Consider the following 25,117-nt stretch of genomic DNA (forward strand, 5'->3'; position numbering starts at 1 on the left):
GTCAAGCGTTTTCTTAGCAAATTGTAACTTGCACAAAAGAGAAAACATTTGTAAAATGACCGGTGGTCATTATTGAAAAAAGGAGAATATGATGCATGTCTTAACGCCAGCAGAAAAACTAGCAAAAAAGCAGCTAATTGCGGCATCTGCAAGCAAGCTGTTCCAAAAACATAACTTTAATGCCATTTCAATGGCGCAAATTGCCCGTGAATCTGGTGTTGCCAAGGGCACACTGTTTAACTACTTCAAGACAAAAGAAAATATCTTCATGTACCTGCTTCTTTCAGGCTACCAAGACTATTTACAAGAAGTTCTCAAGCGCTGGCAAGAAAAGCCCGGATTAACTACATGGAACGAGTTAACCACTTTTTTAACAACTGAAAATCACTTGTTGATTCACCAAAAAGCGGATTTATTGCGGCTAAACGCTCTTCGGGGACCAATTTTAGAAGCAGCTGCTGATCGTGAGCAGACCCTGCTTGGCCGCCAAAAATTGTATCAAATTAACCGCGACCTAGGGCGTGCAATTGCATCCCGAATACCCGAATTATCCGTCAAAGATGCTAGTCACCTTTTTGTCATTCAAAGTGCCATCATTAGTGGCTTGATGAACATGATGAACCTCGATGAATTTAATCACGATCAATTACCGGTCGACTTCAAAGTTTTTCAAATTGATCTGGAAACAGAAGCAAATCAGTTATTAAAGTTTTATTTACAGGGATTGCAACAAGAACTGGAGGATTAACTTAAATGAAAACTGCAAATATTAGAAACTTTGCGATTATTGCCCATATTGACCACGGTAAATCTACTTTGGCTGATCGCATTATGGAACAAACAGAAACGGTTAGTGAACGTGAACTTAGTGCGCAGCTTTTGGATAGCATGGAAGTTGAACAGGCACATGGAGTAACCGTTAAATCACGCTCTGTCCGCAATTTTTACCATGGTGATGATGGTCAAGAATATGAATACAACCTAATTGATACGCCAGGCCATGTTGATTTTTCCTACGAAGTTTCAAAGAGCTTGGCGGCTACCGATGGTGCAATTTTACTAGTAGATGCAACCCAAGGAGTGCAGGCACAAACGATTGCCAACCTTCGACTGGCTGTTAAACACAAACTCACAATTATTCCCGTCATTAATAAGATCGATAGTGCTTCAGCCGATATTGCAGCTACCGAAGCACAATTGCGGGCACTTCGACCAGAATTTAAAGATACCGAGATCTTAAAAATTTCTGCTAAAACCGGACAAAATGTTCACCAAGTTCTTGAGGCTATTTATCAGCGAATTCCCGCACCAGCTGAAGGCAATGACCAAGCACTAAAAGCTTTAGTTTTTGATTCCCAATACGATCCTTACCAAGGTATTATTGCGGAAATTAGGCTGATTGCGGGTCAGTTGCAAGCGGGACAAAAATTATTGCTGATGAATGAAAATAGCACATTCACTGCCCAGACTGTCGGAATCTATCGTCCTAACATGCAAGCAGTTAAAACCCTAAAAACTGGTGAAGTAGGCTATTTGGTTACTGGACTCAAGGACATCAATGCCATTCAGGTGGGCGAAACCATCACAGACTTTGAGCATCCCACCCAAGAGGCCTTACCTAACTTTCAACCACCACAGTCAATGGTTTATGCGGGGCTTTATCCTAAAGAGGGAACAAGTTATGAAGCACTAAAGCAAGCTATTAGTAAATTAGCTCTTAACGATGCAGCTTTTCATTACACGCCAGAGCAGTCAGAAGCCCTAGATGCGGGATTTCGTTGCGGTTTTTTAGGAATTTTCCATTTACAGATCATCCAAGAACGGTTGCATGATGAATATAATGTTGAGGTCTTGACCACCGCTCCCAACGCTACTTACCACGTTTACCTCAAAGAGCCCGATGCCAGAAAAGAGTATTTAACCATTACAAATCCGGCCAAGTTTCCCGACTTTGCGAAAATTGATTACGTCACTGAGTCTTACGTTAAAGCCGTAATAACAACTCCCAATGACTATTTAGGTGCGGTTATGAAGTTATGTGAACAGCATTTTGGTGAAATGGTGGATTTAGATAATCAACAGGAACTAGTCACACTTACCTATAAGTTGCCTGTTTCCGAAATCGCCTATAACTTTTTCAACAGCCTTAAGTCAATTACGCATGGTTATGCTACCTTGGATACTGAATTTCTTGACTTTGAACTAGTTGACGTAGTCAAAATTCAGATTCAAATCAATTACGCTCCGGTAGATGCATTGGATATCTTGGTTCCACGACAAAATGCTGCCCAAATAGCACATAAACTAGTGGAAAAATTAAAGTACACCGTTCCGCGAAGACTTTACCCAATGCCTGTGCAAGCAATTGTGGAAAACAAAGCAATTGCCAGAGTTGACGTTCCGCCCTTGCGTAAAAATGCAGCAGTTAACGGTGAAAAGCGCAGCATTTCCAAAAAGCAACAACTATTGCGCAGACAAAGTTTGAACAAACGACAAGCAGCCCGCAGTGATATTAAACTTCCTCAAAGCGTATTTGACGCAGTGTTAAATTTAGATTCAGAAAATTAAAAAAACGCCAAAATAACTGGCATAGTTTTTACCAAGCTATGAGTCAACAAAAATAATCATTGCCAAAATTTTGGCATAATATTTGTTCAAAGAAGCAGATGAGTTTCAGCTAAATGCGGCCAAAACTGCTCTAGCTAAAACGCCCAGCGGGCGCCAGCGCCAGCTCAATTACAATCCCACCTGGCAGTACTTCAAAGCCCAGGTCCAAGCAGCTCTTCAAAGTAAAACCGGCAAACGGATTTATGGTCAACGCAAGATTGATGTAGAACCGGTCTTTGGCCATTTGAAGAACGTATTTGGCATGCGCCGGGTCCACCTAAGAGGACAAGCAAAAGTTGAAAATGATCTAGGATTAATGTTAATGACCATGAATTTGAAAAAATATTGGCAAAGGAGTGGTCCTAATAGTCAACTTTGGCGGGCAGAAAGAAGCAAAAAGCAACTAAAACACTTTTTTCAGTGTTTTGGCTGCTTCTTTTTTTGCTTAAAGAGCTAGTTTCTTCCCAGACTCTTTTTCTCGTCTAAAATAATAAACTGTTTTAAAACAATTTATTTTGCTTGAAAATACTGCAACAAAAAAAGCACTAGGCCAAAATGGCCTAGTGCTAGATATCAAACTCTCTTAGTAATACTTGATATTAAAATTATTTTTACTAATTCGAATTTTTAAAACAGAATTACTTCTTAATTCATTAGATTTAATTGCATACAGTGATAACGGAGTTTTGAGCTAGTAAAAGATCGTTTGTAGTTGTAGCATCGTGAACGTCACCGCTAGTACCGTCTTTTTGGTCACCTAAAGCTGCCTTAACTACTGCATCAATCTGGGCAAGTTTCTCTTCCTTATCAGAATCAGTTAGCACCCCGTCATTCTTAATTTTATCCTTAGCTGCTTTAACTGCATTATTAATTAAGTCAACAGTATATGCTTGTTGCTTAGCAAATGGTACTGCATCGTTAAGAGCACTTTGGAAATCTGCCTCTGCCTTGTCAAGCTCTGCTTGCGATTTAGCACTTGTAATTGCATCTTTAGCTGTTTTAGCAGCTTTAGTAATTTTAGCTGGTGCTGCCGTCTTAGCGTCACCATCGTCCATCTTGGCAACAGACTTAGAAGCAAAGTCTGACACTTGACTTACTAATTCACTCGAAGCTAATTTCTTTCCTTCTAATTTACATGCCTTAGTAACTTGGTCTTTAATGGTATTAATTTCATCTTCTGACATCGCATCATGGATATCACCAGTTAAACCATCTTTTTGTTCGCCCAATGCATTCTTAACGATAGCATTAATTCTATCAACAGCTGCTTGTTTATTTTCTGTTGATGCAGGCGTGTCAGTAACTGCCTGAATTGCGTTGTCAGCTGCTTGGTTAATTTCCTTAATAGCTCCATCCTTCTGCTCTTTTAATGAACTATCAGTCTGCCGTGCTTTGCAAGTAGCTAAAACCATATTTACGGCTGTATAAATGTCACTCGTTGTTTTGGCATCATGAACATCACCGCTAGTGCCATCTTGCTTTTCACCTAAAGCCACTTTAACAACAGCGTCAATTTCAGAAAGTGCCTCATCCTTTTCATCTTTTGATAGAGTAGTATTATTATTGATTGCTGTCTTAGCGTCTTCAGCTGCTTTTTTAATTGTATCAACAGCATATTCTTGCTGCTTAGCAAATGGTACTGCATCGTTAAGTGCATTTTGGAAATCAGCTTCTGCTTTGTCAAGATCAGCTTGCGATTTAGCACTTGCAATTGCGTCTTTAGCTGTTTTAGCAGCTTTAGTAATTTTATCTGGTGCTGCCGTCTTAGCATCACCATCGTCCATCTTTGTAGCGGATTTAGAAGCAAAGTCTGACACTTGGCTTACAAGTTCACTAGAAGTCAATTTATCTTCTTCTAATTTACATGCATTGATAGCCTTATTCTTAATTACGATAACTTCACTTCCAGATTTGGCATCATGGATATCACCTGTTGAGCCATCTTTTTGCTCACCCAATGCATTCTTAACAATAGCATTAATTCTATCGATAGCTGCTTGTTTATTTTCTGCTGATGCAGGCGTGTCTTTAACTGCTTGAATTGCATCATCAGCTGCTTGGTTAATTTCTTTGATAGCTGCTTCTTGTTGTTTCTTTAGTAGTGAGTCACTAATTTGTTTTGCTCTGCAAGTAGCTAAGACAGTGTTTACGGCTGTATAAATATCACTCGTTGTTGTGGCATCATGAACATCACCACTAGTGCCGTCTTTCTTTTCACCTAAAGCTAATTTAACAACAGTGTCAATTTCAGAAAGTGTTGCATTCTTTTCATCTTCTGACATCCAGTCATCGTTATTAATTTCGTCTTTAGCTGTTTTGACCGCATTATTAATTGTGTCAATAGCATATTCTTGCTGCTTAGCAAATGGTACTGCATCATTAAGGGCATTTTGGAAATCAGCTTCTGCCTTATCAAGATCAGCTTGCGATTTAGCACTTGTAATTGCGTCTTTAGCATCTTTTACAGCTTTAGCAATTTTATCTGGTGCTGCCGTCTTAGCGTCACCGTCATCCATCTTGGCTACGGCCTTGGTTACAAAATCGCCCTCCTGTTTTGCTAAGTCATTTGAAACTATTTGGTTTCCAACTAATTCACATTTTGCTGTCGCTTCATCCTTGGCCTTCTTAACGTCAGCTACAGTTTTAGCATCATTAATTGAGCCACTCTTACCATCTTTTTGCTCACCTAAAGCGGCCTTAACAATTTCGTCAATTTGTTTGGTGGCAGTATTTTTTTCATTATCCGTTAATGGACTACTCTTAACTAAGTTAACAGCATCATCTTGTGCCTTTTTGATGTCTTCGACAGCTTGATCTTTAGCTGCTTTTACATAATCTATCGTTGGAACGCTTGGACCTGTTGAGCTTGAGCCACCAGTACTAGGTACACTGGTTGAATTAGAATTATTAGCTGAAGCTGTGTTATTACCTGAATCAGGTTTATCAGTTGGAGTTGTATTATTTTCGTTTGGCTTTTCAACCTCATTATTAACGGCTGGTTTCTTCTTAGCCAAAGTACTTGCTTTAATATAACCTAACCTAGTTGAGTAGTACTTCTTACCCTTGATGGTTACCGCTGCACCATAAATTGTTACTTTTTGCCCTTTAACAATCTTGCTGTTCTTTATAACTTTACCTTTACGAGTGTATAAAACTGTCTTCTTAGCTGCTTTGCGTTTTTTACCATCAACATTTACAGCCTTGATATATTGATTCTTGCCAATTTTATAGTAAACTTTGCCCTTTACGGTCTTCTTGTTTGAAACTCTGACTTTTTTACCTACTTTAAGAACCGTACTGGTCTTGACCATTTTCTTGCCTTTTAGTCTATAAATAGCAGAATTAGCACCAATTACCTTGGTCTTTTTAGCAGCACTAACCTCAACAGGCATATTATTCAAAACATTATTAGGCATCTGACCTAGCCCAACCGTTAATAATGCTGCTCCTGATACCGAAACAATTAATTTTTTATACAAATTGTTTTTATTCATTTTTTAATCCCTTCATTCATAATTTTATTACACACTTGCTTTTAACTACTATTACTAAAAGTATTCAAATTAATCATAGTACTAAGTCTCTAGTTATTTAATACTATATATAAATATAAATTTAAAATTAATAAATATGTAAAAAGTAAGTAATTTACAAATATATAGATTGTAATATAAACTAATAAATTTGGTCTTACTCTATCCGGCTCACTTCTAATATGTTATTTATATTAAAGTAACTAATTTAAAATATTTTTGTGCTTAATTTTAAAAAATGGCAACAAGGTAACGCACCTAGATAAAAGCAAAACTAACCCAAGCAAAAAAGCCAATTTAGGATCTTTTCTAAAATGACTTTTTTATCTTAGTTATTGAAAAATTTAAGCTTAACTGGTCCAAGTAATCCTGCAGTTCCAAGAGCACTAAATTGAGTTTCTGGATCTTAAATTTTAGTAGCAAGATTATTAATTACTTCTACTGTGATTTTATTTTGATCTAATTTTAAAAAGGGTGTAACATCGAAGCTTTGATTTTGCTTAATTGTTTTTTCTTACTGTTTTGTTATTTATACTAAACTGAGCAATTTCACCCAATTGTCCTAAATTAATCACAATTTTTGAAGATAAGGATTTTAAATTAATTACTTATGTATAAATAGTTTTACCAGCATAATTTTCTAGATCCCAATGATCAATTTCTTTTTCCGCAAGCTTTTTTAAATGATTAATTCCTCTTACCATCATGTGATTGGCAAGATATTTCACTAATGGCAATCCTTCTGCCCAGCCATATGCACCAAAAAGTTCTACCATTGACTGTCTATTCTTAGAAGCATCTAATTGTGCATTTGAATTAGCTAAATCGGCTAAGCCATGACATTTAAGCATTGGTTTTAGAGAAAAAATTAAAATAATATCAATTACATGTTATTAAGTTCGGATCTTCCTATTCAGGAAATTCTTGATAACGTAAATGTTTCTAATTCAACTTATTTTTATCAAAAGTTTAAGAAAAAAGAGAATTGTACGCCAACCGAATATCGTCATTATTATAAAAAAATTCGTTCTACGAATGATGCAGATTTAAATTGGCTACTCAAAGAATAAGCTCTACCTAGTACACAGTTCTGAGCATACAAAAAGCACTAGGCCAAAATGGCCTAGTGCTAGATATCAAGTTCTCTTAGCAATACTTGATATTAAAATTATTTTTACTAATTCGAATTTTTAAAACAGAATTACTTCTTAATTCATTAGATTTGATTGCATACAGTGATAACGGAGTTTTGAGCTAGTAAAAGATCGTTTGTAGTTGTAGCATCGTGAACGTCACCGCTAGTACCGTCTTTTTGGTCGCCCAAAGCTGCCTTAACTACAGCATCAATCTGGGCAAGTTTCTCTTTTTTATCAGAATCAGTTAGTAACCCATCATTATTAATCTTATCCTTAGCTGTCTTAACTGCATTATTAATTGAATCAACAGTATATGCTTGTTGCTTAGCAAATGGTACTGCATCGTTAAGTGCATTTTGGAAATCTGTCTCTGCCTTGTCAAGCTCTGCTTGCGATTTAGCACTTGTAATTGCATCTTTAGCTGTTTTAGCAGCTTTAGCAATTTTATCTGGTGCTGCCGTCTTAGCGTCACCATCGTCCATCTTGGCAACAGACTTAGAAGCAAAGTCTGACACTTGACTTACTAATTCACTCGAAGCTAATTTCTTTCCTTCAAATTTACATGCCTTAGTAACTTGTTCTTTAATGGTATTAATTTCATCTTCTGACATCGCATCATGGATATCACCAGTTAAACCATCTTTTTGTTCGCCCAATGCATTCTTAACGATAGCATTAATTCTATCAACAGCTGCTCGCTTATTTTCTGTTGATGCAGGCGTGTCAGTAACTGCCTGAATTGCGTCGTCAGCTGCTTGGTTAATTTCCTTAATAGCTCCATCCTTCTGCTCTTTTAATGAACTATCAGTCTGCCGTGCTTTGCAAGTAGCTAAAACCATATTTACTGATGAGAGAATGTCACTCGTTGTTTTGGCATCATAAATATTATGGCTAACATTATCACCATCATTAGTATCGTCTTTATGGGCAACTAAAGCTGCGTTAGAAACAGCGTCAATTTCAGAAAGTGCCTCATCCTTTTCATCTTTTGATAAAGTGGTATCGTTATTGATTGCTGCCTTAGCATCTGTAACTGCACTATTGATTGTGTCCTTAGCATATTCTTGCTGCTTAGCAAATGGTACTACATCGTTAAGTGCATTTTGGAAATCGGTTTCTGCCTTGTCAAGATCAGCTTGCGATTTAGCACTTGCAATTGCGTCATTAGCAGCTTTTACTGCTTTAGCAATTTTATCTGGTGCTACCGTCTTAGCGTCACCGTCATCCATTTTGGCTACGGCATCCTTTACAAAATCGCCTTCCTGTTTTACCAAGTCATTCGAAACTATCTGGTTTCCAACTAATTCACATTTTGCTTTTGTTTCGTCTACGACCTTTTTAACGTCAGCTACAGTTTTAGTATCATTAATTGCGCCGCTCTTACCATCTTTTTGCTCACCTAAAGCGGCCTTAACAATATCTTCAATTTGATTGACGGCTGTTTGCTTTTCATCATCCGTTAATGGACTACTCTTGATTGAGTTAACAACATCATCTTGGGTTTCTTTAATTTCTTTGACAGCTGTATCCTTAGCATCTTGCAGACTCTTATCAGATTCATCTTTTGCATCTTTTACTGCTTTGTTAATTGCGGAAGTTGCTGCATTCTCAGCTGTTGTAACATCATCAATAGTTTTAGCAGCATTAACTGCACCAGTCTTTTCGTCGGTTGCATCTTTTACTGCTTTATCAATATCTTCTTTAGCCTTACTTTGTTGCTCATCTGTTAAGTTCTTATTGCCAGCAATTTTGTCTTGAGCTTCTTTAGCTGCATCTTTGATCTTACCAACAGCTTTATCCTTAGCATCTTGTAAATTCTTATCAGCTGTTGCGTCTGTATCTTTTACTGTGTTGTTAATTGCATCAGTCGCATTATTCTCAGCTGTTGTAACATCATCGGTAGTTTTAGCAGCGTTAACTGTACCAGTCTTTTCATCGGTTGCTTTATCTACTAATTCAGTAATCTTATCAATCGCTATTTTTTGTTGCTCTTCTGTTAAGTTCTTATTACCAGCAATTTTGTCTTGGGCTTCTTTAGCCATATCTTTGATCTTACCAACAGCTTTATTCTTAGCATCTAGCAAATTCTTATTAGCTTCATCATTTGCTTTATTTACTGCGTCGTTAATTGCATTAGTCGCAGCATTCTCGGCTTTTGTAACGTCATCAGCAGTTTTAGCAGCGTTAACTGTACCAGTCTTTTCATCGGTTGCATCTTTTACTGCTTTATCAATATCTTCTTTAGCCTTATCCTGTTGGGCCTTTGCCAAGTTCTTATTATCATCAATTTTGTTTTTGGCTTCTGTAGCTTTAGCATTAATGCTTTCGATAGCTGCTTCTTGCTTCTTCTTTAGTGAGTCACTAATTTGTTTTGCTCTGCAAGTAGCTAAGACAGTGTTCATGGCTGTGAAAATATCACTCGTTGTTGTGGCATCATGAACATCACCACTAGTGCCGTCTTTCTTTTCACCTAAAGCTAATTTAACAACAGTGTCAATTTCAGAAAGTGTTGCATTCTTTTCATCTTCTGACATCCAGTCATCGTTATTAATTTCGTCTTTAGCTGTTTTGACCGCATTATTAATTGTGTCAATAGCATATTCTTGCTGCTTAGCAAATGGTACTGCATCATTAAGGGCATTTTGGAAATCAGCTTCTGCCTTATCAAGATCAGCTTGCGATTTAGCACTTGTAATTGCGTCTTTAGCATCTTTTACAGCTTTAGCAATTTTATCTGGTGCTGCCGTCTTAGCGTCACCGTCATCCATCTTGGCTACGGCCTTGGTTACAAAATCGCCCTCCTGTTTTGCTAAGTCATTTGAAACTATTTGGTTTCCAACTAATTCACATTTTGCTGTCGCTTCATCCTTGGCCTTCTTAACGTCAGCTACAGTTTTAGCATCATTAATTGAGCCACTCTTACCATCTTTTTGCTCACCTAAAGCGGCCTTAACAATATCTTCAATTTGATTGATGGCTGTTTGCTTTTCATCATCTGTTAGTGGACTACTCTTAACTAAGTTAACAGCATCATCTTGTGCCTTTTTAATGTCTTTGACAGCATCATCCTTAGCTGGTTGCAAAGCAGGATCTACTGTTGGAACGCTTGGACTTGTTGAGCTTGAGCCACCAGTACTAGGTACACTGGTTGAATTAGAATTATTAGTTGAAGCTGTATTATTACCTGAATCAGGTTTATCAGTTGGGGTTGTAGTGTTTTCGTTTGGCTTTTCGACATCATTATTATCAATTGCCGGCTCCTTCTTAGCCAAAGCACTTGCTTTAATATAACCTAACTTAGTTGAGTAATACTTCTTACCCTTGATGGTTACTGCTGCACCATAAATTGTTACTTTTTGACCTTTAGCGATTTTACTGCTCTTTATAGCTTTACCTTTACGAGTATATAAAACTGTCTTTTTAGCGGTGTTACGGCTCTTGCCATCAACATTTACAGCCTTGATATATTGGTTCTTGCCAATTTTATAGTAAACTTTGCCTTTGACAGTCTTCTTGCTTGAAACACTGACCTTTTTGCCCACTTTAAGAACAGTACCGGTCTTGACCATTTTCTTGCCTTTTAGTCTATAAATAGCAGAATTGGCACCAATTACCTTACTCTTTTTAGCGGCACTAACCTGAACAGGCGTATTATTTAACACGTTATTAGGCATCTGACTAAGCCCAACCGTTAATAATGCTGCACCCGATAGCGAAACAATTACTTTTTTATACGAATTGTTTTTATTCATTTTTTAAACCTTTCACTCATATTTTTATTACACACTTGCTTTTAACTACTGTTACTAAAAGCATTTTCATTAATCATAATGCTAAAACTCAATCTTCGGAACACTATATACAAAAAAAAAAAAAAATAATATAGTTTTAAAAAACAGGTAAATAATAATCAAGATATTGTTCTTAGGTTAAAATTGATTAATCCAGTTGGTATTATTGAACCCAACCCACAATTAATTCATTAATCAAGATTAAAGTAATTTATATAATATATTTAAATATTATAATATTACGCGTAAAAAGATGCAGACTTAAAAAGTTTTTAGGAAGTCACTAAAAGGCCAAGAACATAGGTACCGGTAAAACCAATTCAAGCAAAAAAGCCATTTTAGAATTTCTTCCAAAATGACTTTTTGTTTTAGTTATTAAACTTTAAATTAATCGTCTAACTTTTCTTTGTTAGTTACGTTTAATTTTTCATCGAAGGTGTAAACCACTGGTTCACCAGTCTTCATTTCCAAGTTCATGATGTCAGCATCAGAAATGTTTTCAATGTACTTGGTTAAAGCACGAAGTGAGTTACCGTGAGCAGCAATAATGACATTCTTTCCAGCTAATAAGTCTGGAGCAATGTGATCTTCCCAGAATGGCATAACTCTTTCAAGACAAACCTTAAGGTTTTCTGTCCGTGGGATGATGTTCGGGTCAAGATCTGCATAACGACGGTCATGTACTTGACTAAATTCTGAATCATCTTCAATTTTTGGTGGCAAAACATCGTATGAACGACGCCAAATGTGAACTTGTTCGTCACCATATTTGTCAGCAGTTGCCTTCTTGTTCAAACCTTGCAAACCACCGTAATGACGTTCATTTAATCTCCAAGACTTAGTTTCTGGAACCCAGAGTTGGTCGCTTTCTTCCAAAGCGAAGTGCAAAGTCTTAATCGCACGAGTTAAAACTGAGGTATAAGCTTGGTCAAATTTAAGACCGTGTTCCTTAATTAACTTACCTGCATTCTTTGCTTCTTCAACACCTTTTTCTGACAAGTCAACATCAATCCAACCAGTGAACTTGTTTTCAAGGTTCCATTCACTTTGTCCGTGACGGATTAAAACTAATTTCGACATGAAATATCTCCTTTGCAAATTAAAAGCTTCACTTACTATTTTACACATTTAGATTTTGTTTTCATAGGGTTTAAGATTAAAAATCATTTTTTTAATCTTTATTTTACGATACAATAGATAATATTATGACTATAAGGAAAGTGAATATCTAACCAAAATGAAATTTAAAAAATTATTGCTAAGTATGGGCGTTGTAGCGGCACTAATTTCCGGTGGTTGCTCTAAACAAAAAAAGCAAGCTGAACCTATTTTAACCAAAACCCAGGTGATTAAAAAAGCTCAGAAAACTTTTAAAAGTGGTCAAGCTAAGCAAGTTGTTAACCTTAGAACTGACACTTCCAGTCAAGTTGTAGCTTCAAACTTTACTTTCGGTGGCGACCCAACAGTTTTTCATTTAAATTATCAGACTGAAAATAATCAAAGCAAAAAGAATTCCCACAGCATGGATGAGTGGATCAGCAATACGGGAAATCTATATATCAACGGTCAAAGTACTTGGTATAAAGCAGAAGTTGCGAAAACAACTGGTCACACGTATGCCGACTTGCTTGATGCCATTCTTAATAACGAAATGTTAATGGATCCACCTTCTAAGCTCATTAACGCATATCAAATGAAGCGAAGCGGCAGAACCTACACGTTAACAGCTAAGATTACTGATAAAGAAGTAATGAAAGCAGCCGTTGCTCCTATTTTTCAAACCAATACCCAGAGCCAGCAACAACAGAAAATTTACAATAAATTGGCTAAGGCAGGTAAATTCCAAGACATGACCGTTAAGCTTGTAGTTAAAGGTAATAAACTTGCTACCTTCAAGTACAATGTCAACTTAAAGATTGGTAAGCTGATGAGATTAAGTGCCGGTCAAAGCTATGCTAATATTGGCAGCCGTGATTTTCTCAAGTTGCCATCAAACGCTCTAGATGCTAAGCCTTTACCCAAAGCAAATAAGAAAAAATAATTAAGTACCAAGCATTATTTCACTATGAAATAATGCTTTTTTAGTAAAACTTAAAACAATAAAATTAAATATAGAGTAAAATAGTCCTTAAAATAAAATTAAGTAAGATTAAAAAAGGAGTACTCCGATGAAAACCAAAAAGATGATCTCTTCGATATTACTGACTTTTACACTATTTGCCGGTGGTCTAAGTCAAGCTCAACCGGTCGCCGCCGCTATGACCAAAAAGCAGGCAGTCGCAATCATAAAAGACAATAATAATAAGCAAGACAGCGGTAAATTGCATTCAACCACGACCACTTTACTTAAAAAGGACAAAGCAACAGTAACAATTGACGCCTATTTTAACAATACCAGCCAGTTAGTAAACGAAACTGGAACGATTAAAGATGGTAGGCATAAAGACAAGGTAAGTATCTGGGTCGACGGTAAGAATAACCGCCTTTACAACTTTAATAAGAATAAATGGGAATATGAAACAGTGCCAGATGATTATCAAACGCTGCTTAATGACCTTACGGGGCAAAAGCCACTTGTCAAACTAACAAAGTCAATTTTTAAAAATTTAGAGAAGAACGGTAAATTAACACATAAAAAGGGCGTCTACCAATTAACCGGCTCGATTAATGGCCAAAAATATGTCAAGCCAGTTATGCAAGTCATCTTGAAAAACGAAATTAAAAACACAGATATCAAATCTTTCGCTAAGAACGTGAAGATTGGCAAGATCAAGCTAAACTTTACTTTAACCGATCAAAAAGTAGTAAGTGCACAAAGCAAGACCACCGCTAAGCTTAAGAAAGGCCCGACAATCAAGATCAGCGAAACTTTTAGTCACTTTAACGAATACGGTAATTTAGCTTTGCCAGATGATGTTAAAAATGCTGTCCCGGTTAAAACTGACAAGTAGCTTATTAGCATATGCCACTAAGTTTTGACCTTAAAAGCAATCTTTAGCAGTTTTTTATAAGGAGAAATAAAATGAAAGTTAAAAAAATTATTACCAGTATTTTACTAAGCTTTAGTTTATTGGCCGGTGGCATTACCCAAGCCAAACCTGTTGCGGCAGCTTTAGATAAACAACAGGCCATCGACATCATTAAGCAAAATAACCAGACCAACGGTCAGCTTGATTTTACGGTATCTATCAAGCCCCACCTAAAAAAAGGTAAAAAGATTAACGTTACAGCATTTAGCCTTACAGGTGGCTTCAACCAAAATGTAGCCCACATGAGTGGTTATGCTCCGACTGCTAAAGCTGGCAAGTCGAAAAAGATTGAAGTTTGGGCAGATGGAAAAGAAAATCGCCTCTATACATATCTTGGCGATCAATGGGAATACCAGCCTCTCAATAGCAGTCAAAATGACCAATTGACAAGTAGCATTGCTAAGACCATCAACGTTGACCAATTACTCCAAAAAGGTAAATTCAGTCAGAAAAATGGTACTTATACTTTAAAAACGGCGCTTAACGGCAAGCAAGCTTACAAAACTGGACTTAAAATAGCTCGCACAGCTAGCGGCGTGAAGTTTAGCAAAAAAGAACTAAGATACTTGAACAAGCATACTAAGTTAGGCACAATTTACGCTACCTATCGCCTGCAAGATGATCATCTGATCGACTCGAAGTCAAGCGCCAAATATGTCATAATTAAAGTGGCAACAGTCAAAATAACGTTTAAGGTTAGCCATTTGGGTGAATACGCTAATTTGGCCGTACCAGATGACGTTAAGAAAGCAGCTAAACCTGCTGACGTTGACGCAAATAAGTAATTATTTTTATCATGTGGGAGCTAATATTATGAAACTTGGGATTATCGGCAGTGGCAATATTGTTCATGACTTTTTAACGACAGCGGATAAGATTGAGAACCTAGAATTAGCAGCAATTTCAACTACTAAACGAAGTCAGGCAATCGCACGCGATCTAGCTAAACAATACGGCATCAAGGAAGTTTTTGCGGATAATAATCTTTTATTCCGCGACCCCAACGTCGATACCGTGTATGTAGCTGTGCCTAACTCGCTTCACTACGAAGTGGTTAAGCAAGCAATTGAGAATGGCAAAAATGTCATTTGTGAGAAGCCTTACGTGTCAACAGTGGCTGAGGCTAAGGAACTCAAAAAGATTGCTGATGAACACAACGTAATCATTGTCGAGGCAATCACCAATATTCATTTAGGCAACTTCCAGGCGATCAAAAAGGCACTTAAAAAAATTGCCCCAATTCATATTATTGCGTTAAATTATACCCAATATTCCAGCCGCTATGATGACTTCTTAAAAGGCAAAATCGCTCCTGTCTTTGATCCTGCTAAGGATGGCGGGACGTTAATGGATCTGAATATCTACAACATTCATTTAGCCGTTGGCCTTTTTGGCAAACCCCAAGCGGTTCAATATTACCCGGTAATGCAAAAAGGGATTGATACATCCGGTATTCTCGTGATGACGTACAGCGACAAGCAGGCTACCCTAATTGCCTCTAAGGATTGCTACACTAACCCGCGGTCTTTTATTGAAGGTGAAAACGGAACGATCTATTTTGATGGTTCAACTGGTGTACTCGCTAACTTCACCGTTGACAATCGGGGTGGCGATACCGATAAGTTTAACTTTAATCAATACGAGCACCGGATGGCCAGCGAATTTGCGGCTTTCGTAGATATTATTGACCATCGTGATGTGGCAGAAGCTAATAAGCTGTATGACCACAGCATGGCAGTAATGGATGTTTTAGCCCAAGCTAAAGCATCAGTTAAAAACTAAACACTGACACTAACATGTCCAAGTAAAATAACCACCTTGAAGCGTGCAAGCTTTCAAGATGGTTATTTTTGCTTTTTAATTTATTTGCGACCGATTACCTTGCGCACCCGGTCAGCTGCCTGTGATTTGGCCGAAAAAATCAGTTCATCGCCTTCTTCAATAACTGAATAACCATGCGGAACAAGCCATTCTTGCCCGCGGTGAATGCGATCGACCGTGATATCATGTGCCACATCCCAGTCAGCTAATTGCCGTCCCGTATAATGAGTGTTGCGCACTACTACTGAATATAGTGCATTCTTGGTATCAGTTAAAACCCGGTAAACAGCAGGTGACTCAATTAATGCACGTAATAAAGCTGCACTGACGTTGCCGAGATTAAAAATTTCGATTCCTTTTTCCGCCAATTGCGCCGCTTCCTCATTTGCCATTCGCTTCTGACAAACAATGATTCGCTTAAAGTCGCCTTTTTGCCGTGCTAATTTAGCTAAGCGCAAGTTTTCCTTATCTGACATTAATGCTGCAACAAAAATATTGCCGTTAAATGCACCATTTTGTTCTAGTTCAGCTTCAGTTAGTTCGGGTAATAAATCCAAACTGGGAACACGACTTTTATACAGATTATAGTCTTCCTCATCACTAGTCATCATCTTGACCGAGTACCATTTATCATGTAAATCAAGTAAAACTGGTACGGTCAGAGCGGTTGCCCCGACAAGCACCACTTTTTCTTTAATCCGGTCTTCAGGCTGCAATTTAAAAATCGCATTGAAGATCACGGGGCAAAAGATGCAGACAATAACCGCTGCCAGAATAAAGACATCAGATTGCAGCGAGGTAATGACCCGCAACTTACGTGCTACTGCCAAGGTAGGCAAAACAATCGTAATTGTCGTTGCACTAAGGACACCGCCAGCTAACCCATTACGATAGCCAAACTTTTTAGCATAAATTAAAACGACCGGTAACTTGGCAATCAACAAGAAGACGACTAAGACGGGCAGTAATGTTAATGACCGGGGATGCGCCAGAAGAGACCGTAAATTGAGCTTAACCCCCGTCATAATAAAGAAAATGGGAATAAAGAAACCATAGCCGATTGATGTTAGCTTATCTTTAGTCTCATGACTTGGCTCTAACAATTTCATCACTATCCCCGCCAAGAAGGCACCCAAAATATTTTCCACGCCCACTTTTTCAGCCACCGTCACAAGCGCAAAAATCAGAAAGAATGCCAGTCGAATATCTAGCTGCGTCGTATTTTTAGTAACGTCATTGAACCAAAGGTATAGCCGTTTCGAACGCCAGAGTAAAACAATCGCAGCCATGAACAGTAGAATGATCAGCCACAGCTGCTTGGTGTTGCCGCCGTTGACAGCGGCATAAATGGTTAAGAGCATCAAAGGAATTACTTCGCCTAAAACTGCTGTTAGTAAAATTGTCTGCCCGATTGGTCGGCGCAAAATATCTTTTTCCTTTAGTGTAGCAATCACCACGCCTAAAGCAATGGTCATAAAAATAATTGCCGCCAGTGCAACATCATTAAATAAACCAAACCACTTTAATAACCAACCTAAGAAGACGGCCACCACGCTAATACTTAAAAATGAGCCAACCGCAATCCGCATTGGATTAACTGCTTGCTTATTTTTCTTTTTGCCCTGATGTGGTTTTAATAAGTTAAAATCGATTTCCATGCCGGACAAAAAGATTAACAGAATCACGCCTAGGTTCGATAAAAAGGATAAATCATGTGTCACTCCGACCACATTGAAGCCACTAGCTCCTAAAAGGATCCCCACGATAATTTCCGCAATTGCAGTCGGCACCGCGTTAACCCTTAATTTAGCCATTAACAGCGGCACAATTAACGCAAATAAGATAACGAGAAATAAAGATAACTGAGCCATGCAAAGTTGCCCTCCTTAAACACTGTGAAGATTATACTCGATAACACCTGTAATTAAAAGCACTGCTTCTACCATTATCTTAGACTGATCATTATTTTTTTGCATAAAAAAAGTTCATGATCCAAGATCATGAACTTAATCTATTTTAATTAGAAATTGGCTACTTTAACAAAGCGGGTAGCACTAATTGGGTAATACATGGAGCCGTTGATGTTAACCCGGCCACCATAAGTCCGCACTTTTGCACCGCGCAGCAGCTTGGAATTATCCGCCCGAAGACCGGTAGTGTCATAAATATAAGCATTATGTGACAATACCCGTTCAGTACCCAGAATGTTACTTGCAACGACATATTGATTTTCACCAATCTGCAAGTACTTTCTGCCGTTAATTACCTTTTCTTGCGCAACGGTCACGTCCGTTCCAGCAGTCTTTAATTCCGCATTAGTACGATTGCCTTGTTCATCGTAAACATAAGCATCGTGCATCAAAGTCTTCTTCCCTGTTGGTGCTTGCGAAACATTGTCACCAGCGGTTGAATCGCTAGCTGAAGTATCAGTTGGGGCCTCTGCTGCAGTATCTCCTGCTTGCAAATTATAGTAATACTTGAGCAAAGCAAAGAAGTCATTCATGGAATAGCCCCACTTAGCGAAGTAACCATCAGGGTCAGTGTGATTGGTTCCGCCTAAAAAGCGTGAAACGGCGTGGTGTGACCAGATCGTTCCCTGGCCAGTATTGGAGGCATTAACCGGCGTAATGCCATAACGATGAAGCAACTTAGCAGCATAAATAGCATCATTGCTGACACTTTTAGCAAAATTTGCCCGCGTATTTTCTTCACATAGTTCAATTTGAATAAAACGGTTGTTGGCAACAGCACCAGCACCCCAGACACCATAATTTGGCGTCATCATTTGGATAACTTGCTTGCTGTCGACAAAGGCGTGGACATATGAGTACATGTTCATCCATTCACGGTTAAAGTAAATGGCTTCATTGTAAGCAGAAGCATTCGGTGTTGCGGTCTCATGAATTACGATTCCTTCTGGCTTACCCTTTCTGTACCGAATAATGTTGCCGTTAGCATAAAACTTATTGTACCTAATATTGGCTGTTTGCAGCATTTTATACAAGTAAGTTTCGCCAACATAGCTATTTTGCTTGGCAATTGAATTGATTGAAGCCGCCTCAACTGCACGCGGCTGATTAATATTAACAACAGGAGCAACTAAACCTACTCCGATAGCAATAGTAGTTATTAGTTTCTTGATCTTCATTGCTAAACGTTCATTCCTCATTTCTATTTGTTAAAAACTATTATTCAACTTTAAAGTTAGCTTTTTTAATGTATTGGTGAATGCCAATGCGGTAATATTTCTTACCATAAATGTTAATCGCAGCACCATAAGTTGCTACTGATTTATTCTTCTTCATGACCTTCTTATTGTCACGGTTGCCGTAATCATTATAAACAAAGGCATTCTTCTTCAAAGTTCTAAAGGTACCATCAATATTGCCACACGCAATATATTGATCTTCGCCAATACGGTAATATTTCTTACCATTGATTGTTTTGGTGCCGTAAGTGGCAATTACCTTTCCTTCGTCACCTGACTTAAGAGCCTTCATACCCTTGACGCGCTTGCCTTTATCATTATAGACAAATGAGTTATGCATCAAAGTCTTGTTAACTTTCTCATCGCCCTTAGGAGCCTGTGAAGCTGGTGGCAATGCACTGCCTGCATCTAGTAAAGTGTCGTTAACCCAGCCCTTACCAGAAATGTACATCCGCTTTCTGCCGTTATAAAAGGTAATTGTCTTAGTAACAGTGACGGCATCGCCCTTGTTAACAGAGTCAGTCTTCGCAGAAACTGAGTGGTCAGTTGGCCAGGCATAAGTTGCGCCTGATTTTTTAACCACATAAGACTTCGAAGCGTTGGAAATCTTCGGGTCATACTGTGTCAAATTGCTGGAGGTTATTCTAGTGTTTAAAATTGTATTGTAATTATTAGCTGTTGCGTAGGTACCTGTCAGGGCCTTAGTTGCATCAGTATAGGAAGCGGCATTCTCAAGCCACGCACCTTGATAACGGTCGGGTTGCCAAGAAACACCATTACGCAATTTATTACCATTATCATCAAATGACTCCTGGTAATTGTTGTACTTTCTAAATTTAGCAACCACGTAGTAGCTCTTGCCATTCTTATCTTCTTCACGCGTCTTAGCGGAATAAACAGCACCCGGCCACTTATCATCAGCTTTCATGCCAAAGAGATTATTGGCATTAACCGCTAAGCCTGATTGACCCCAATTTGATTCAACGATTGCCTGAGCAATCATCACAGATGGGTACAAGCCATACTTCTTAGCGACCTTTTGTGCCTGGCTAACAGCAGTATTTAAAAAAGTTGTCTCACTCACTGTCGCTGCTGAAACCTTCTCAGCCCGCGCTGGCGAAGCGGCAATTAAGTTGTTGGTAACCGGAATAACAGCCGATGCAGCAAGAACTGCAGCTGAAAAACCAGTGATAAGTCTTCTTTTCATAAAAATAATTTCCTCCTTAATCGACATCTTTATTGTAACGAGCAATTGCCTGATAAACAATAGATGCTGTTTATTTGTAGTCAAAAAGTAATATAGACAGACATTTGTTACAAGTAGTAATTTAACGTTCCAAAATTACCCGCAGATTTTGTAAAAGGTTCTTCTTAACGCGCTGTAATTGAACGCGGCTGACCTTCAGCTCGCTAGCCAACTGGCTAACTGGTTTTTGCAATAGTAAATGCTGCACAAAAATCTGCTGTTCTAAAGCTGACATTTTGGTAACCTCTTTTTGTAACGTAATTAGGTTATCCCAATGACTGATTTGACTAATTTCTTGTCTAGTTACGAGACTTGTCTGTTGTTCATTATGTCGCTTATCTTGGCGCAATAAGTCAACCGTATGCCAGAGAACTTTCCGAAAGCTAAGGCGATCGACCTCTTTACGCGGCAAATTAACCTGTTCGGTTAATATTTGCGCATAAATTAATAGTCCTTCTTGCAGAAAGTCTTCATAGTTAGTATAGTCCTGTCTGACGTGAGCACACTTAATGGCGCCTCTAACTAATTTTTGATTTTCCCATGCTGTAATAAATGCTTGATGATTGATTTTCATTGTTGTGACCTTTTCCTTTATTGTGAGTGTCACAAGCGCTTGTGCATGTTTAGATTAGCAATTTAGGCGCAAAATAAAAAAGCTAATAAAAGGGATCATCAGGGTTAGTATAATAGCGAACTTATTAAACTAATATAATTATTTTTATTTTAATGTAAGCGTATTCTTAAGCTGGGTAATGGCTGAAAAAAGATGAAAAAAAAGCCCAAATCAACTTAGATTCGGGTTCTTCTTAATAAAGCGTATCTGGTCTCTGGCTTATTTGCCGAATAATACGGTGAGATTCAACCAGTTCAGGAAACTCATAAAAATTAGCCAAATAATGACCATAACGTTGTTGTTTCTTATCTAGTAAATTCGCCAAGATATGTTTCAAGGAAAGGTTAGTCAATGGCTCGTGGGGATGAAAGTATTCTGGCTGATCAATTAACGACTTTCCTTTAGTTGCCATCACGTGCCAACCCAAAATACGTTCCAAATGAACAGATGCGAGCTGATAAAGAGCATGATTATAAAATAATCCGTTAACAATTTGCTCACGAATATAACGACTGCAATTGTCAAAAGCAAAAATGTAATCAGAATCACCATAGGAAACGGTCTTAAAAGCAACAGCCGACAGGTTAAGAGGTTGAAAAGCTACCATCTGATGTAAGGCAACCCAATCAATATTGCCTGAATTGTAGCTTCGAGTAGAAAAGTAAGCCAACCGGCCCGTTGCAATCGTATTATGATTTTTTAGGTTAATCTTACGGGCAAACTCCCGCTGAAATTCTAACCCAGCTAATAAGCATTCCTTACTAAAGGAAGTGAAAAGTGATCGGGTGCTGTTATAGCTGAGAATAATGCCAGCCTGATTATCAAAGATGACGCTTTTATACTTTCCAAGCAAAGGCTTTTGCTGAAAGTCATAAAGTGCCAAAGTTTTTTGATTGATCGAATAATGCTCATCTTCGACAAGATAATCATTTAAGACCTGATCATGACCGACTTTCTGCCGCAGGATAGCTTTTGACCAGACACGGTATTCTTGACCTTGCGGGAGGTTGTAATGCTCACATTCTTTCATTGCTAGTTTCCTTTTCTATTGGCTTTAATATATATGATTATACCTTAAAAGTTATCGCTTTCATAGAAAAGCAAACAAAAAACGGAAGCGACATAGTCGTTTCCGTTTCCTGTAATTAACTAATGAGAATTAGTTAAAGTTAGCAACCTTAACGTATTGCTTGCTTGGGCCACCGATACGGTAGTAAGCCTTACCATTCTTGAATGTGTAAGGTGAGCCGTAAGTAGTTACCTTAGCACCCTTGCGTAATACACGGCTGTCAGCACGTTTCTTGCTGGTCTTGTATACGTAAGCGTTGTGAGATAAAGTACGAACAGTACCATCAATGTTGTCAGCCATTACGTATTGGTTGTCACCAATTTGGTATACCAAGCTACCATCAGCAAGCTTAGTAGTTGCGCCAAGAACGTCAACCTTAGTGTAAGCTGCTAAAGTCTTAGTACCAACACGCTTGTGGTCCTTGTCGTAGATGTAAGCATTGTGCATAACAGTCTTAGAAGTCTTTTCAGCAGGCTTGAATGAACCGTCAACATACTTAGTTTCTACGTAAAGGTTTGAGTCAGCACTGTTAATACGAGTGTATGACTTGTCGCCAACCTTGATTGCGTCACCAAAGACAGCAATTTGGTCACCGTTCTTAACAGTAGTCTTAGTGTCAGTTACGTTGTTACCTTCAATCTTGTAAACTGGAACATCACCATCTGATTGAACAGTCTTGTAAGTAGCACCCTTAACACCAACAGTTAATTGGAATGTAACTCTGGTAGTCTTACCATCAGCATTAGTTGCACTTACAGTAACTGGGTACTTACCAGCAACCTTAGTGTTAACCTTACTAATATCTACAGATGTAGCAAGAGGAGTTGCATCTAAGCCACTAACTTTTGCAGAGAAGTCAGCCTTGATAGCATCAACATTTACTACGCCATTAACTGGAACATAGTTCCAACTAGCATCTCCAACTTCAACAGTTTGATTTGGACCAAACTTGCCCGCACCATTCTTGAATGAAATCGTTGGATAAGTAATGTCACCCGTAGTTGATTCTGGGTTAACAGTAATTGCAAAAGTTCCAGTCTTACCATTATTTGCAAGTAAGTTTGCAGTAAAAGTAAATGGTGCAGCTGGTTTTGCAAAACTGTCATCAGCATTTACAGTAACACCTGCTGCTTGAAGACCAGCCTTAATATCACCAGTAAGGTCTTTCCAGTCACCTTTAGCTGAAGTATCAGAATTTCCAGCTGTTGTATTTACACCATATTTTGTAGTAATAGCATCTTTAATAGCTGATACAGTGTAAATACCATTAAGGTCTACTGAACCTGAGGTAGCTACTGGATTAGTTGGCTTAGACTTATCTACAACATATGGGGCACCTTGCTTAGCCGTTTTTGATACTGTAATACCATCATCACTTATTAAAGAATCAAAGTATGCATAACCATTATTAGAAGTTGTGACTTCAGTACCATTAATAGTGTACTTAGTATTTGGAGTCAAGCCCTTAATTGAAAAGCCTTTAACTACAACGTAATATGTAACACCATCTGCAAAAGTAGCTGCTGCCGAAGCATTTGATTTCAATACCTTTTTACCACCAGTAGTATCAAATTGATCTGCAGCGTAGACTTGACTAGTACTATTAGTAAGATCTACTTCACCATTATCTGATTGTACAGTAGCCTTTAAAGCAGATACACTATTTCCAGCTACAATGGCACCAGGGTTGTTCAAAAGAACTTTTACTCCAAAAGTAGTGCTTGAAGTTGTATTAGTAGTTCCAGGCTTAATAGTAACATCACCTGTTGCGGCAAATGCAGTTGATACACTAGTTGCAGCAACTGGTGCAACGGCTAATAATGCAGCTGCAGCAGCACTAACAATTCTTAAATTTTTCTTCATGTGGTCTTTCCTCCTTGTGTATATACAAAATAGTAATAGGCTATAGGTTCAGTCGGATTGAGCCTACATTGTTACAACATCCTTCAAGCCGAATTCATAAGTTTATAACTCTTATGAGGTAGCTTTCAGGCTGAAGAACGCGCATGCGTACAGGCAATCGAACCTGAAGCATAGCTATTACTTACCACATTTCATATTGTACCTACCTTTGTCTCAAATTGCAAGGCGCGGAGTTATTTTACACACTTTTGTAATAAACGCTTACAGCTTCACGTTAAAAATGTAATTTTTTTCATGATTGCTAAACACTAATACATCAATTAATTGGGGGCTTTTGAACTTCAATAAAGTCAAATAACTTGTTTTATACAACAAAAATTTTACAAAATAATAACAAAAAGAAAAAGTCACCTCGCGATGACTTTTCATTAAACTTGCTTATGCTAATTAAATAGCTGCTTAATTTTACTAATGATTCGCTCTAATACTTCCGCCAGCTGCAGACTGCTTAGATTCAGCTGCAGAATTATCGAACAAGTTAGTAACAACTCGTTCAACATATGAAGCAGACTGAGGAACCTGATAGAGATCCACCCCCTCTTTTGCAAAAGCATCTGCTTGCGCAATTGTCGTCATTGCTGTCTTAACTGTCTCTGAATCAAGATCATCTGCCACATTTTGCACGGTTAAGTTAACCTTTTTAGCTTTGCCGTTTAAAAATACTAATTGTAAGGTCTTTGTTCTGGTTACCATCTTAACTATTTTCCTCTTCTTTCCTATATATAGATATCTCTTCGACTGACTTTAGTTACCTTCTTCAATTAATGGAATTGCTTGTTTCTGAATCAGTGTTGCCGCTATTAGGTCATCCCCTTGCAAGATTGCCAGTGCATCCCCCACCTTGGCAAGCCCCGCAGCAGAGGCACCTTTTTTCAGATTACGAAAAATTCGCGACTTGGTTTTTTCTTTACCATATTTAGGATTGTAAAAACTATATTGGATTGATTGGTCTAGTAATTCGAAACTCATTATCAGTAGCCTTTCTTAGTTAACTCTAAAACTTGCTGTAAGCTATCCGCGCGCTAGATGTCTTACACTATTACTAACGAATTGAAACGCCAAAGTGTAACAAATTTACTAAAAAAGTTGTTTCTAACGCCTTAAAAACGTGCATCAGTAGTCAAAATACCCTAAACCATCT

At 38.1% G+C, this 25,117-nt stretch carries 19 protein-coding genes and 1 pseudogene; 8 read left to right on the top strand and 12 right to left on the bottom strand.

All coding sequences use genetic code 11. The features are described 5' to 3' along the window. Window positions 1–91: 91 nt before the first annotated feature. From GYM71_RS09105 to GYM71_RS09115, 3 genes and pseudogenes are all read left to right on the top strand, one after another. Window positions 92–748 carry a TetR/AcrR family transcriptional regulator gene (locus GYM71_RS09105; protein WP_228706360.1) on the top strand — a complete coding sequence of 219 codons (657 nt, stop codon included), beginning with the start codon at window positions 92–94 and terminating at the stop codon, window positions 746–748. 5 nt (window positions 749–753) lie between these two features. Further along, window positions 754–2,568: a translation elongation factor 4 gene (gene lepA, locus GYM71_RS09110; RefSeq protein ID WP_220220225.1), complete on the top strand. Its 1,815-nt coding sequence runs from the start codon at window positions 754–756 to the stop codon at window positions 2,566–2,568. Window positions 2,569–2,659: 91 nt separating this feature from the next. After that, window positions 2,660–3,064 (top strand): annotated as a pseudogene (locus tag GYM71_RS09115) (transposase); the annotation flags it as partial. A 202-nt stretch (window positions 3,065–3,266) separates the two neighbouring features. On the opposite strand, the gene GYM71_RS09120 reads toward GYM71_RS09115, so the two are convergent. Together GYM71_RS09120 and GYM71_RS09125 are read right to left on the bottom strand one after the other, a co-directional pair. Beyond that, window positions 3,267–6,101, bottom strand: a complete 2,835-nt coding sequence (locus GYM71_RS09120) for an SLAP domain-containing protein (protein ID WP_220220226.1) — start codon at window positions 6,099–6,101, stop codon at window positions 3,267–3,269. Window positions 6,102–6,748: 647 nt separating this feature from the next. Further along, window positions 6,749–6,916, bottom strand: coding sequence for a hypothetical protein (locus tag GYM71_RS09125; protein WP_220220227.1), 168 nt, complete (start codon window positions 6,914–6,916; stop codon window positions 6,749–6,751). A gap of 111 nt (window positions 6,917–7,027) precedes the next feature. Here GYM71_RS09125 and GYM71_RS10510 point away from each other — a divergent pair, with 111 nt between their 5' ends. Further along, window positions 7,028–7,210, top strand: coding sequence for an AraC family transcriptional regulator (locus tag GYM71_RS10510; protein WP_220220228.1), 183 nt, complete (start codon window positions 7,028–7,030; stop codon window positions 7,208–7,210). A 146-nt stretch (window positions 7,211–7,356) separates the two neighbouring features. Here GYM71_RS10510 and GYM71_RS09135 read toward each other — a convergent pair whose 3' ends face one another. Beyond that, window positions 7,357–11,028, bottom strand: a complete 3,672-nt coding sequence (locus tag GYM71_RS09135) for a DUF1542 domain-containing protein (protein WP_220220229.1) — start codon at window positions 11,026–11,028, stop codon at window positions 7,357–7,359. Window positions 11,029–11,454: 426 nt separating this feature from the next. Further along, the gene (locus GYM71_RS09140; protein WP_103752988.1) at window positions 11,455–12,147 is read right to left on the bottom strand and encodes a 2,3-diphosphoglycerate-dependent phosphoglycerate mutase; all 693 of its coding nucleotides are present in this window, start codon (window positions 12,145–12,147) and stop codon (window positions 11,455–11,457) included. A 157-nt stretch (window positions 12,148–12,304) separates the two neighbouring features. Between GYM71_RS09140 and GYM71_RS09145 the strand changes: the two genes are divergently transcribed. From GYM71_RS09145 to GYM71_RS09160, 4 genes are all read left to right on the top strand, one after another. After that, the gene (locus tag GYM71_RS09145) at window positions 12,305–13,108 is read left to right on the top strand and encodes a hypothetical protein (protein WP_220220230.1); all 804 of its coding nucleotides are present in this window, start codon (window positions 12,305–12,307) and stop codon (window positions 13,106–13,108) included. 127 nt (window positions 13,109–13,235) lie between these two features. Beyond that, window positions 13,236–14,018, top strand: coding sequence for a DUF6612 family protein (locus tag GYM71_RS09150; protein WP_220220231.1), 783 nt, complete (start codon window positions 13,236–13,238; stop codon window positions 14,016–14,018). A gap of 71 nt (window positions 14,019–14,089) precedes the next feature. Next, window positions 14,090–14,881, top strand: a complete 792-nt coding sequence (locus tag GYM71_RS09155) for a hypothetical protein (RefSeq protein WP_220220232.1) — start codon at window positions 14,090–14,092, stop codon at window positions 14,879–14,881. A gap of 28 nt (window positions 14,882–14,909) precedes the next feature. Continuing rightward, complete coding sequence (locus tag GYM71_RS09160; protein ID WP_220220233.1) at window positions 14,910–15,878, top strand: Gfo/Idh/MocA family protein; 969 nt, start codon at window positions 14,910–14,912, stop codon at window positions 15,876–15,878. Between the two features lie 80 nt (window positions 15,879–15,958). Here GYM71_RS09160 and GYM71_RS09165 read toward each other — a convergent pair whose 3' ends face one another. From GYM71_RS09165 to GYM71_RS09200, 8 genes are all read right to left on the bottom strand, one after another. Then, window positions 15,959–17,788 (bottom strand): cation:proton antiporter family protein, encoded by a 1,830-nt coding sequence (locus GYM71_RS09165; RefSeq protein ID WP_220220234.1) that lies wholly within the window; start codon window positions 17,786–17,788, stop codon window positions 15,959–15,961. 149 nt (window positions 17,789–17,937) lie between these two features. Next, a complete protein-coding gene (locus GYM71_RS09170) occupies window positions 17,938–19,065 on the bottom strand; it encodes an SLAP domain-containing protein (RefSeq protein ID WP_220220235.1) in 1,128 nt (375 codons plus the stop codon). Window positions 19,066–19,105: 40 nt separating this feature from the next. Then, window positions 19,106–20,332, bottom strand: coding sequence for an SLAP domain-containing protein (locus GYM71_RS09175; protein WP_220220236.1), 1,227 nt, complete (start codon window positions 20,330–20,332; stop codon window positions 19,106–19,108). A gap of 121 nt (window positions 20,333–20,453) precedes the next feature. After that, a complete protein-coding gene (locus GYM71_RS09180; protein WP_220220237.1) occupies window positions 20,454–20,945 on the bottom strand; it encodes a sigma-70 RNA polymerase sigma factor region 4 domain-containing protein in 492 nt (163 codons plus the stop codon). A 232-nt stretch (window positions 20,946–21,177) separates the two neighbouring features. Next, window positions 21,178–22,014 (bottom strand): hypothetical protein, encoded by an 837-nt coding sequence (locus tag GYM71_RS09185; RefSeq protein ID WP_220220238.1) that lies wholly within the window; start codon window positions 22,012–22,014, stop codon window positions 21,178–21,180. Between the two features lie 129 nt (window positions 22,015–22,143). Next, window positions 22,144–23,916 (bottom strand): SLAP domain-containing protein, encoded by a 1,773-nt coding sequence (locus GYM71_RS10380; protein WP_244986818.1) that lies wholly within the window; start codon window positions 23,914–23,916, stop codon window positions 22,144–22,146. 468 nt (window positions 23,917–24,384) lie between these two features. Further along, window positions 24,385–24,669, bottom strand: a complete 285-nt coding sequence (locus GYM71_RS09195; protein WP_220220239.1) for a DUF2922 domain-containing protein — start codon at window positions 24,667–24,669, stop codon at window positions 24,385–24,387. 51 nt (window positions 24,670–24,720) lie between these two features. After that, window positions 24,721–24,945, bottom strand: coding sequence for a DUF1659 domain-containing protein (locus GYM71_RS09200; RefSeq protein ID WP_220220240.1), 225 nt, complete (start codon window positions 24,943–24,945; stop codon window positions 24,721–24,723). Window positions 24,946–25,117: the final 172 nt, after the last annotated feature.

The sequence above is a fragment of the Lactobacillus panisapium genome (assembly GCF_019469265.1).
GTDB lineage: Bacteria > Bacillota > Bacilli > Lactobacillales > Lactobacillaceae > Lactobacillus > Lactobacillus panisapium.